Source organism: Winkia sp. C0117E2, assembly GCF_056590455.1.
Map to the genome: position 1 here is coordinate 1 of NZ_JBWPWD010000004.1, position 12196 is coordinate 12196.

9 protein-coding genes are annotated in these 12196 nt (G+C 55.8%); 4 read left to right on the forward strand and 5 right to left on the reverse strand.

All coding sequences use genetic code 11. The annotated features are described in order from the left end of the window. On the forward strand, window positions 1-281 hold a 281-nt coding region (locus AC1EKG_RS06075; protein WP_285444862.1), incomplete at its 5' end, for a hypothetical protein. 178 nt (window positions 282-459) lie between these two features. Here the strand turns inward: AC1EKG_RS06075 and AC1EKG_RS06080 are convergent. The 4 genes from AC1EKG_RS06080 to gatC are packed head-to-tail and all read right to left on the reverse strand — an operon-like array spanning window position 460 to window position 5182. Then, window positions 460-1884, reverse strand: coding sequence for an NAD-dependent malic enzyme (locus tag AC1EKG_RS06080; protein WP_004807695.1), 1425 nt, complete (start codon window positions 1882-1884; stop codon window positions 460-462). A gap of 2 nt (window positions 1885-1886) precedes the next feature. Next, window positions 1887-3386 carry an Asp-tRNA(Asn)/Glu-tRNA(Gln) amidotransferase subunit GatB gene (gene gatB, locus AC1EKG_RS06085; protein ID WP_004807693.1) on the reverse strand — a complete coding sequence of 500 codons (1500 nt, stop codon included), beginning with the start codon at window positions 3384-3386 and terminating at the stop codon, window positions 1887-1889. Next, the gene (gene gatA / locus AC1EKG_RS06090; RefSeq protein WP_004807692.1) at window positions 3383-4885 is read right to left on the reverse strand and encodes an Asp-tRNA(Asn)/Glu-tRNA(Gln) amidotransferase subunit GatA; all 1503 of its coding nucleotides are present in this window, start codon (window positions 4883-4885) and stop codon (window positions 3383-3385) included. The genes gatB and gatA overlap by 4 nt, the downstream gene beginning before the upstream one ends. Beyond that, window positions 4886-5182, reverse strand: coding sequence for an Asp-tRNA(Asn)/Glu-tRNA(Gln) amidotransferase subunit GatC (gene gatC / locus AC1EKG_RS06095; protein ID WP_004807690.1), 297 nt, complete (start codon window positions 5180-5182; stop codon window positions 4886-4888). Window positions 5183-5258: 76 nt separating this feature from the next. Here gatC and AC1EKG_RS06100 point away from each other — a divergent pair, with 76 nt between their 5' ends. Then, window positions 5259-6515: a phospholipase D-like domain-containing protein gene (locus AC1EKG_RS06100; protein WP_004807689.1), complete on the forward strand. Its 1257-nt coding sequence runs from the start codon at window positions 5259-5261 to the stop codon at window positions 6513-6515. Here the strand turns inward: AC1EKG_RS06100 and ligA are convergent. Beyond that, on the reverse strand, window positions 6486-8885 hold the full coding sequence (ligA, locus tag AC1EKG_RS06105) for an NAD-dependent DNA ligase LigA (RefSeq protein ID WP_004807687.1): 2400 nt from the start codon (window positions 8883-8885) through the stop codon (window positions 6486-6488). The two genes, AC1EKG_RS06100 and ligA, sit on opposite strands and share 30 nt — an antisense overlap. A gap of 99 nt (window positions 8886-8984) precedes the next feature. Between ligA and AC1EKG_RS06110 the strand changes: the two genes are divergently transcribed. Then, window positions 8985-11777 (forward strand): FtsK/SpoIIIE domain-containing protein, encoded by a 2793-nt coding sequence (locus tag AC1EKG_RS06110; RefSeq protein ID WP_004807685.1) that lies wholly within the window; start codon window positions 8985-8987, stop codon window positions 11775-11777. A 147-nt stretch (window positions 11778-11924) separates the two neighbouring features. Beyond that, entirely contained in the window at window positions 11925-12173 is a 249-nt protein-coding gene (locus tag AC1EKG_RS06115) for a WhiB family transcriptional regulator (protein ID WP_004807683.1), read from the forward strand. Window positions 12174-12196 lie beyond the last annotated feature (23 nt).

Genomic DNA, 12196 nt, shown 5'->3' on the forward strand with positions numbered 1-12196 from the left:
TTAAGCACGCCGTCAGCGTTCGTCCTGAGCCAGGATCAAACTCTCCAAACAAAAACATTCAGAAAACACCCCAAAAAGGGCAATCCCAACCAAAAAAACAAAAAAAGACCAAACACAACCAAAACAGTTGCGCAAAGCCCACACACAAAAAAGAGCAAAAACAAAAACACACTATCGAGAACAAAAACAACCACACCACACCAGGAACCTGGTTTCTACCAGTACCCCCAGGGGTTCTTGCCGCGTCGGCCAATCACCAGCGCAACAGAAATCAACTCTAAAACATTTGCTTCCAGGATGTCAACTTCAGTTCGAGTGACTTGCCTCTCAGCAATGCTATTTAGTTGTTTCCGCCGCTCCGTATCGCCGGGCGACAGGAAAATATATAACCAGACAACGACCCTAAGATACAAATCAGCGGCCAGTGAGCCTGCGCACACTAGCCGCTGAACTGCGTTTTTAGTAATTTACGTGCTCTTGCACGGCTACTTCGTGGTGGGGCAAGTCCGCCACAGCTTCCTTTACCGCGGTGGAAACAGCATCAGCCACTCGAGGATGGAACACACCAGGAATGATGTATTCAGGTGCCAATTCGTCCTCGGAAATCACTTCGGCGATTGCGACTGCTGCTACCCGTAGCACCTCCGTGGTTATCTGCGAGACGCGAGCATCTAGCAATCCACGGAAGAGACCTGGGAATGCCAACACATTGTTGATCTGGTTCGGGAAATCAGAACGCCCCGTCGCCACGATCTTCGCGTATTTGCTTGCCTCCATCGGATCCACTTCAGGAATCGGGTTTGCCATCGCGAATACGATGGCATCTGGTGCCATCTGGGCGATGTCTTCCCCGGTCAGGATGTCACCGTGCGAGACTCCAATGAACACATCGGCGTCCTTCAGGCCTTCCTTCAAAGACCCCTTCACTTTGCGAGGGTTGGTGTGTTCGGCAAGCCACCTACGGGATGGGTGCATGCCCTCCACATCGTCAGACACAAGTGCTCCACTGCGGCCGTACCCAACAATGTCTTTCGCACCCTGGGCCATCAACAACTTGATGATGGCTGATCCCGCGGCGCCGACACCGGAAACCACGATCCGAATGTCCTCAATCTTCTTGTCGACGAGCTTCAACGCGTTCAACAAGGCTGCTAGGCAGACAATGGCAGTGCCGTGCTGGTCATCATGGAAGACCGGAATATCCAATTCTTCCCTCAGCCGCTCCTCGATCTCGAAGCACCTGGGCGCAGAAATGTCCTCCAGGTTAATGCCACCATAAGCAGGCGCAATAGCCTTCACGATTTCGACGATCTGGTCAGTGTCCTTCGTATCCAAAGCAACCGGCCAGGCATCCACCCCGCCAAATTGCTTGAACAGACATGCCTTGCCTTCCATAACGGGCATTGCAGCCTCCGGACCAATATCGCCGAGCCCAAGAACCGCAGTGCCGTCGGTAACCACGGCAACGGTGTTCTTCTTGACTGTCAAAGACCAAGCCTTGGAAGGCTCGTCGTGGATCGCAGTACACACCCGGGCTACCCCTGGCGTATACACGCGAGACAGGTCGTCGCGGTTGCGGATTGGAGTCTTCGGCTCCACATCCAGCTTGCCCCCAATATGTGCGAGGAAGGTGGCATCAGAAACCGCCTGAACCTGCACTCCGGGAGTTTCCGCTAGTAGCTTGGCAACCTGCCTGCGATGTTCACTGTCGCGAGTATCGCAAGTGAGGTCGACGGTAAGGCCGGCGCCCTCGGAATGGGCAACATCCAAGCCGGTGATCTCGGCACCGGTACCAGTTACCAGGTCAACCACCTGGCCAGCAGAGATCCGCTGCTGAGAAAGGACCAGCCGCAGCTGGACCGTGTAAGAAGGTGAAGTCCTCATATTTACTTTTCTTGACATGCCTTTAGAAGGAGTTGGCTGGCCTTGGCTGCATCAGCCTTGCCACGCATTTCTTTCATTACCTGACCGACCAGAGCGCCAACCGCCTTGGTCTTGCCGCTTTGAACCTTAGCCACGATATCCGGGTTCGCATCCACGACCTTTGCTACAGCCGCATCCAGCGCCCCATCGTCCTGCACTAGTTCAAGTCCTCGCTTGGACATGACCTCGGCGGGATCGCCCTCGCCTTCAAGCACGCCCTCTAGACACTTACGAGCAAGCTTGTCGGTCATCTTGCCGTCGTCAACCAGCTTCTGCAGCTGGGCGATCTGCTCTGGGGCGACCGGCAGATCCACAAGATCCACCTGCCTATCCTTCGCTGCACGCGAGAGCTCGGTCATCCACCACTTCCTAGCGGCCACAGGCTTCGTGCCAGCTTCCACCGTCTGTACGATCAGATCCAAAGCACCTGCGTTTACAACGTCCCGCATCTCCATGTCGGTGAAGCCATATTCCTCGCGCAACCTGCGGCGGCGAACCACAGGCAGCTCAGGCAGAGACTGGCGCAACTGCTCAACCCATTCCCGGGAAGGCGCAACCGGAACAAGATCCGGTTCTGGGAAGTAGCGGTAGTCCTCAGCATCAGACTTCTCGCGGCCAGAAGAAGTAGTCGAATCCTCTTCGTGCCAGTGCCTAGTTTCCTGAATGACCTTTCCGCCCCTCGACAGAATCGCTCCCTGGCGACGCATCTCGTAGCGCACGGTCTTGTCGATGGCCCTGAACGAGTTCACGTTCTTGGTCTCGGTACGAGTACCCAGCGGAGCAGAAGGATCCTTCCGCAACGACACGTTCACATCCGCACGCACATTGCCCCGCTCCATGCGAGCCTCAGAAACGTCTAGCGCCCTGAAAATATCGCGCAGAGTCTGCACGTACTTGGCAGCAACTTCAGGAGCCCGCTCACCGGCGCCCTCGATCGGACGGGTAACAATCTCTACTAGGGGAACACCGGCACGGTTATAGTCCACCAGCGAGTAAGACGCGCCCTGAATACGGCCTTCCGCACCACCAATGTGGGTGTTCTTGCCAGCGTCTTCTTCCATGTGGGCTCGCTCAATGTCAACACGGAACATCGTGCCGTCATCCAGCTCTACGTCAACGTAGCCGTCATAAGCGATCGGCTCGTCATACTGGGAAGTCTGGAATGCCTTTACCAAGTCCGGATAGAAGTAGTTCTTCCTAGCAAACCGGCAGAACTCAGCGATATTGCAATTCAGTGCCAAGCCGATCTTGATCGCATACTCAACTGCCTTGTGGTTTACCACCGGAAGCGATCCGGGCAAGCCCAGAGAGACGGGAGTGATCTGCGTGTTCGGTTCCCCACCAAAGGCGTTCGGAGCAGCATCAAACATCTTGGTCTTGGTACCAAGCTCCACGTGTACCTCAATGCCGAGGACGGGGTCGAAGTTCGCTACGACGTCCTCGTACTTCATAAGTGTGCTCACTTGTCTTCCTTCCACGTCTTAGCCGGGCAAAACTCCGGCAGATTAGCCTCTACGACATTCGAGACCGCAGCCGCAGCCGCGTACATCCGCTTGTCTTCCCTAGCGGGAGCCAAAACCTGCAGGCCAACAGGAAGTCCCTCTTGCGGATCCAGTCCGATCGGCACCGACACGCCAGGGATGCCGGCCAAGTTCGACGGGATAGTCGTAACGTCGCCCAGGTACATGGCGAGCGGATCATCCAGTTTCTGCCCCAGCTTCCACGCGGTGGTGGGAGCAGTAGGAGACATCAACACATCAACCTGTTCAAAGACACGATCCAAATCGCGCTGAACGAGCGTACGCACCTTCTGTGCGCTGCCGTAGTAAGCATCGTAATAGCCCGCGGAAAGTACGTGCGTGCCCAAGATAATGCGGCGCTTTACCTCGTCACCAAAGCCTGCCTCACGGGTAGCTGCCATTACTCGCTCTGCGGTGGCGTGGCCTTCAGCAGGCTCCACGCGGAGGCCGTAGCGAACGCCGTCAAAACGGGCCAGGTTGGAACTGACCTCTGCAGGCATAATCAAGTAGTAAGCCGAGAGGGCATATTCGAAGGACGGACAGTCGACCTCTACAATTTCTGCGCCAGCTTCACGCAAAGAATCGATGACACGGTTGAAGGTGGAGACGACTCCGTCCTGGTAGCCCTCGCCCTGCAGCTGCTTCACAATGCCAACGCGCAACCCCTCAGCCTTGCCCGAGCGAACTGCCTCTAGCAGATCGGCAACAGGTTCATCCAGCGAGGTCGAATCGGCCGGATCGTGCCCGCCGATCAGCTCCTGCAGAGCTGCCGCATCCGCCAGAGTCCTGGTAACCGGACCAATCTGATCCAAAGAAGAAGCCATGGCAACCAGGCCATAACGAGAGACCGCGCCGTAAGTCGGCTTCACGCCAACAGTGCCAGTAACCGCGGCCGGCTGGCGAATAGAACCGCCCGTATCAGACCCCAGAGCAAGTGGGACCATGAAGGAGCCAACAGCCGCTGCGCTGCCGCCACCAGATCCGCCTGGGATACGATCCAAGTCCCACGGGTTATGGGTAGGGCCGAAAGCGGAGTGCTCGGTAGAAGAGCCCATCGCGAACTCGTCCATGTTGGTCTTACCCACGATCGGCAGCATTGCCTTCTTCAGAGTAGTAACCACAGTAGCGTCGTACGGAGGAAGCCATCCTTCAAGGATCTTCGACGCGCAGGTAGTAGGAATGCCACGAGTAACAATATTGTCTTTTACCGCAATCGGAATACCCGCCAGCGGGTGCAATTCCTGTCCCTGGCTGCGCGCTTCATCAACTTTGTGTGCCGTCTCCAGGGCGCCCTCGGCATCAACGTGCAAGAACGCGTGCACCTTGTCATCCACCGCGGCAATCCGGTCTAAACAGGCCTGAGTCAGCTCCACAGAGGTGAGCTCGCCAGCAGAAAGCTTCTGCGCCAACTCGAGCGCGGAAAGCTGCAAAATGCTATTCATTTATTCCTCCCCCAAAATCTGCGCAACCTTGAATTGACCCCGCTCCGATGCGGGCGCAGCAGCCAACACCTCGTCGCGATCCAAAGTTGGACCTACCTCGTCCTCGCGCATAACGTTCTGCAACGCAATCGGGTGGGAAGTAGCCGGAACATCAGGAGTCGCAACCTCAGACACGCGCGAAACCGCATCTGCAATCTGGTCAAGCTCGCCAGCAAGTCGCGTAATCTCCGAATCAGTAAGTGCAATACGGGCCAGCCCAGCAAGCCGGGCGACCTCTTCAGTGGAAATAGTCGACATGCTTCGATGGTACCTGTTAGCTACCGCTAAGGCGTAAGTGGCTCAGTAAATAAGCCCTTCGCGATAGAGTAAATCCATGGCAAAACGTTCCAGGATCGCAACAGCAAAGAAAGTAACCAAATATACTGCGGGAGGCATACTCACAGCTCAGGCGGTTGCTGCCGCGGGACTAGTGGCGGTTGACGAGTGGAGGAAACGCCGCAGCCCATCCGGGCCTTTGTCATTTCCCGCCCTGGCACCAAAAGACCTAGCCGTCTCGGACAACCAATTGACCACGTACATGGATGCGCGCGAACTGTATGACGACATGATCTATGCCATCTCGAACGCCAAATCCTATGTCTTCTTTGAATCATTTATCTGGAAAGGTGACAACACCGGCCAACGCTTCAAAGACGCCCTCATCGCTGCAGCGCGCCGTGGCGTAGACGTCTTCATAATCTACGACGGTTTCGGCAACCTAGTCGTGCCCCCACGGTTCAAGCGCTTCCCCAAACTGGAACACCTTCACGTATTGCAATTTCCAATCCTCAAATTCGGCATCTTCAAACGGGGACTGCGGGCAATGGGCAGAGACCACCGCAAGATCGTCGTAGCCGACGGCAAGATCGGGTTCGTAGGGGGATATAACATTGGCGAAATCTACATCGACCAATGGCGCGACACCCACCTTCGCATTGAAGGCCCCGGCGTGTGGGAGCTAGACAATGCCTTTGTTGACTTCTGGAACGAGCACTGCAAAGGATCCCAAAAACACCTCTTCGACCGCGGAGCACGCAGCTGGGACAACAAGATAACCGCTGCGCTGAACACCCCACGAAAACTCTTGTTCCCCGTCCGCGGCAGCTACATCAACGCCATCGAACGGGCCTCCAAACGCGTGTGGATTACCTCCGCATACTTCATTCCCGACTCGCAGATCCAAGATGCCCTCCTCGCAGCAGCACACCGCGGGGTGGACGTCCGCATCCTGGTGCCGGAAAAATCCAATCACCTAATTGCCGACTGGGCAGCCCGTTCCTTCTACGCCGAACTACTTGAATCCGGCGCCCAACTGTGGCTATACCAGGACGTCATGATCCATGCGAAGACCATGACGGTAGACGGACGCTGGTCAACCATCGGCACCGCCAACATTGACCAGCTATCCATGACTGGCAACTACGAGATAAACCTGCAGATCACCGATCGAGAACAGGCAGCCTATCTAGAGAAGGTTTTCCTAGAAGACCTAACCAACGCCAGAGAAATGAGCCTCCTAGAATGGGAATCACGCGGAGCCTTCGTTCGGATGACCGAACGGTTAGTCCGTCCCCTCCGATACATCCTCTAGTAAACCGCGACTTACAAGAAGCTCACGCCCCGACTGCAATAAGCTATCGAAGTCTTCATCCGAAAGCACTGGAATCCCTAAAGACTCTGCCTTTGTAGCCTTCGATCCTGCCCCATCACCGGCTACCACAACGCTAGTCTTTTTCGACACCGATCCGGCGGCCTTACCGCCCCGCGACTCGATCGCTTCCTTAGCAGACTCACGGGTATAACCCGGCATCTTGCCCGAAACAACAACGGTCATCCCCGCCAGGGTTTGTTGAGGACGGCTAGCCTCGACTTCGTCTGCCATCCGGACCCCAGCCTCTTCCCAGGCCTGCACGATCTCTACATGCCAAGGTTCGCTAAACCAGTCCTTGACCGACTGCGCGATAACCGCACCTACGCCCTCGACCTGGGCAATTTCTTCAACAGAAGCGGAACGCAAGGCATCCATAGAACCGAAATGGCTAGCTAATGCTCGCGAAGCAGTAGGACCTAGATGACGAATCGACAACCCCACTAGCACCCGCCACAGCGGTTGCGCTTTGGCAGCCTCGAGCTCTGCCATCAGTGATTTGACAGTTTTCCCTTCCTTCGGCGGCCCGAAGACAGAGCCGGCTTGCTGCGCCGCAGCGGCCGACAGCTTTTCCCCCTTCGACCAGAAATAGCGCACTTGGACCCAGCAATCCTTCTTCTTCCGCCAAGTCATCACGTCCCGCAAGTCTTCCGAAGTAAGACTAAAAATCGGAGCCTCATTGGACAAGATGGGAGCAGCGGGGGCAGGCAGCAGGGCCTCGGCCTTCAAGATCTGCTCGGCATGCGGAAGATCCTCCGCCTCCCGCAATTGCAATACGTTGCCGTCCTCCAGTAACACCTTCTGTCCCTGCACTAGCGAAGCCGCCACCTCGTCCCTATTGGCTTCCGGCTGGGTAAGCGCAAGCGCTGATTCGTCTCCTAGCCCTTCAATGTCAAATGCTCCCCTAGAACCTAAATGCGATATCCGCTCTGTGATCTGAGCAGGACAGTAGGCCTGGTTAGGGCACCGAAGATCCACGTCCCCATCCTTCTGCGCCGCGATCTTAGCTCCGCAGGACGGACAGGTATCAGGCATGACAAATTCACGTTCGGAACCATCTCTCGCTGCCACTACCGGGCCAACGATCTCGGGAATAACATCACCCGCCTTACGAAGCACCACAGTGTCTCCTATAAGTACCCCCTTGCGAACTACCTCCTCCGCATTGTGAAGGGTTGCCCGAGACACGTTAGAACCGTCAACAAAAGCCTCTTCCATAAGTCCATACGGGGTGACCCTGCCTGTGCGCCCCACGTGCACTCTTATATCAAGTAGACGGGTATGGACCTCTACCGGAGGAAACTTATACGCGGTAGCCCATCGCGGCGTACGGGAGGTCTGCCCCAATTGCTTTTGGAGCGATATTTGGTCGACCTTTACGACCACTCCATCAATACCGTGCGAAATCTGCGGCCGCTTCTTCCCAATCCGGTCGATGTAGTCATAAATCTGTTGCAAAGAGTAAACCCGCTCAGTCTCCTCAGAAACTGGCAATCCCCATTCCTTCAACTGGGAATACCAGCCGTGCTGAGTCTGTGGTCCATTTGCCCAGTCCACAAACCCCAAGCCGTGCGTAATCATCCGCAACGGGCGAGAAGCAGTAACTTTTGGATCCTTCTGCCTTAGTGACCCGGCAGCAGCATTCCGGGCATTCACAAAAATCTTCTGTTTAGGCCTTGCCTTCTTACCAGCGGCTTTCAGATCCTCTTGCTCCTTATTGAACAGAGCGGCCTTCTGGTTCATGTCAGCGAAGGCCTTCAACGGCAGAAAAATCTCTCCGCGAATCTCGATCTGCCTCGGCAGATCCTCTCCGTGCAACCGTTTAGGAATCTGCTTGATAGTAGCGATATTCGCAGTCACGTCTTCGCCAACCGTGCCATCTCCACGGGTGGTGGCACGCGTGAGTTCGCCGTCCTCGTATAGCAACGAGATGGCAAGCCCATCTACCTTCACTTCACACGTAACCGGCACTTCACTAGTGCCCGCAGCCTTCTGCATGCGTTGGTACCACAGTGAAACTTCATCGAGTGAAAATACGTCGTCCAGAGACAACATGCGCTCCAGGTGAGTAAAGGGAGTAAACGCTGCCTCAGGGCTACCCCCTACCGACTGGGTCGGGGAATTCGCGTCCACGAGTTCAGGATGCTGTTCCTCCAGTCGTGTAAGGCGCGCGAATAATTCGTCGTACCGAGCATCCGAAAGCTCAGGGGCTTCTTGGTTGTAATACTGGTACCTCGCAGCTTCAATCTGGTCTGTCAGCTCTGCATGCAGCTGCTGGGCAGATTCTTGTTCTTCGCGCTCGTGCTCACTCATGTCCCCTATTGTTATCCACAGCGCTTCGAAGGTCTATTTAAGTACAGCCAGTGTGGATAAGCCCGGGCCATTTTTACCCTTACACCCTACCGTGAGGGCATGAACCAACTACTGCTGACGCCTGAATCCGGCCCGTACGCAGGATGCCCAAATCGTCTAGAAGAGGGCGTGCTCGGCCGAGCTCTAGTTGGCGACCCTACGGCCTCTAGAGCGCAGGTCAAAATATCTCGCCATAGAAAGGGCTTCATAGCCCAGAGCGTGGCCCCCCATAACCCCATCCGACTTCGGGTGGGTTATTGGTGGCCGGTTCGCAAGAAAATCTTCGTGCGCCACGGCCAACGAATTATGTTTGGGCAGACACCAGTGCGAGTAGCAAGACGCCCACCAGACCTACGCTTTCGCCGTCCAGGTAAGCAAAAGAGAAGCTTCTCTAAAGCGCTGTTCCTAATCCCCATGCTGATAATGCCGTTACTAATGTGGAGGTCCTTAACCGCAAACAAATGGGCAGCCATCGCGCTGGGAGCGATTTTAATATCGGCACTAGTAGCAGCAATCTGGCAGTATCGGGCAACTGCAGAGAAGAAATTGCCCTTCCCAACACCGTGGGGTTTATATCTTGCGGCCACCGGAAAGACCCAAAAAGGTAAATCTACAGGTCCCCTCATGGCCTGGCTATCGGCCTCGCAAAGAGGCGGGATTTTGAAAGTTGAGCATGGCGAATCCGTATACCTAGTTGGAAGCGGCGCAAAAACCAGCCTGTGGTGGTGGCTAGCCCAATGTGACGCAAAAATAACTCCCCTTGACGGTAAATATCGAGTCTCGTGGAAAGACGGCAGCGCGACTATGGCAGCAGTACCTCACGAAGAGGACGTGCCCGCGAGCGCTAGTCGGATCCTAGCCGTCGATCAGGCAGTCGGAGTATCACAGCGGTGGTTTGAGGCATTTTTGGAAACCAACAGCCAGATGCCCGCTTTGCTCTATGCCGAAGATGCTTTGCCCGCTTATTCAGGCAATACCGAATTGTGGGTAAAGCCAGCTACCAGAGTCCAGATAGGCGCCGATGCTTCTGGACCGGTCTATATAGACCTAGCAGATGGGCCTCACGCGCTGGTTGCTGGGACTACCGGGGCGGGCAAGTCTGAAGCACTCACCACATGGCTATTGGGGCTGGCATTGGCGATGCCACCCTGGCAGGTCAACTTCATACTGGTCGATTACAAAGGCGGTGCGGCCTTTGCCCCCTTGGCACAGTTACCTCATGTGGCGGGAATGCTGACTAATTTAGACTCAGGCGCTACTGAGAGGGCGCTGTCCTCCTTGCTAGCGGAGTTGCATAGGCGCGAACGCGTAGCGGGCCAAGGCGGCGATATTGGACCCCGGCTGGTAATAGTCGTCGACGAATTTCGAGAGCTATCACTGACCCACCCCAAAATCATGGAAGACCTTACGCGCATTGCAGCCTTGGGGCGTTCACTTGGGGTATCGCTCATACTCGCCACGCAAAGGCCGGGCGGAGTAGTGGACTCTCATATTCGAGCAAATGCCAGTTTGCGGCTATGCCTTCGCGTACTAGAAGCAGGTGATTCGCTCGATGTGCTCGGCGATTCGACAGCTGCGAACCTGCCGCCGATACCTGGCAGAGCAATACTTGATGCAGCTGGCAACCGCCGGGAGGTGCAGATAGCCTGGGCCAAACCAGAGATGGTTGCATCGGCAGTAAACAAGATCTGCGCAAGTACAACTTTTAGAGCACCTGCGCCCTGGGCCGAGCCTCTGCCACAGAGCATTTCTCTGGCCGAAGCGGCAGCAGGAGGTGGCGACGGTACCGTCCTCGGCATAGCGGACTATCCAAAAAGGCAGTGCACCACTACTTTTTGTCTACCGAGCATAGGGAAAACACTTCTGTGCGCCCCCACCCGGATGGGCGCAACCACGACGGCGAAGACAATAGCCTGCCAATATGCCGCCGGAGCAGTTCATGTCTTCACCAATCGTCCAGGGGAATGGAGCGGAGCTTGCTCCATTCTGAATACTGCTTCCGAGCAGGCGCTAGGAATACGTCTTTTGCTTGCAGGCAATGCAAAAGGTTCGCTCGTAGTCATTGACGGCGCAGATTCCCTCATAGCAAACCTGGACCTGGCAGAAGGAGCCGGATCAGGAGTGGATTTGCTGGAACAGGTCTGCAGGGTTGACGGCATTAACCTAATTGTCACCATTCGGCCTACCAGTGCAGGAGCCAGGTGGGCCAGCAACTTTGCAACACGCATCTACCTCGGACTATCTGAAGAGGCAGACAGCGCTAGGGTCGGTCTTCGTTCCAAGGAGACAAGTCAACTTACGTGTCCGGGGCGAGCGCTAGTCGTGGCGGGGGAACGCACCATAGTCCAGGTTGCTTTACCTGAAGTACTCGTGGCAACCGGTATCCCTTTGGTCAGCAGTCTGCCAGAGCCAGGCACAGTTGCCACGGTAGGCATCGGTTGGATAGGCCCCCTTGCTACTCCATGGATACCCCAAGGAGAAAGGTGGCTAATTGCCGGTTCGAGCGGTTCCGGAAAGACCACCCTTGCTCGGGCCCTAGCAGAATTCCTGAAGGTACCTGCTGAGCATGTGATGGATGGAGACGGTCCCGCCTACAACGGTTCTGCAACAATTCGCATCCTCACCTGTTCCATAGCAGAACTGACTACAAGCTTTGCTGGCCCCTTACACGAGTTTGCACAGAAGGCAAAGATCGTGGTCTTGCAACCATCCCCCACCTTCCGGTCATGGGCTCGCGAGTACAACCTAACGGGAATGATGCCTCTTCCAGGGGCCGCTCGTCCGGGCCGTGGCGTTTACCTAGACGGTTGCACCGCCACGGTGATACAGGCCACCGCAAAGGGACCGCTGTGACTATTCCCACCCCCCAACCAGCAGATATGCCCCTCAAAACCCTTGCAAAACCTTTCATACATAAGAAAAATGGATACACGTTCCAATCTGCGTTAACGCAGAAGTCATCTCTGGGACACCTAATGTTCCCAATCGAAGGAGTGCCCAATGGATTGGCGTAGCCGTGCTGCCTGCCTGACAGTCGATCCCGAACTGTTTTTTCCTATCGGAAATACCGGGCCAGCTATCGCTCAGGCAGAAGAGGCAAAGCTAGTTTGCGCTAAGTGCAACGTGCAAGAAACCTGTCTAAAATGGGCGATCGAGAACCATCAGGATTCTGGCGTTTGGGGCGGTAAGAGCGAGGACGAAAGGCGATCCATGCGACGCCGCGCCGCTCGCGCGCGCCGGGCTAGCTAGGCGCAGTAAAAATGATTTCAGGC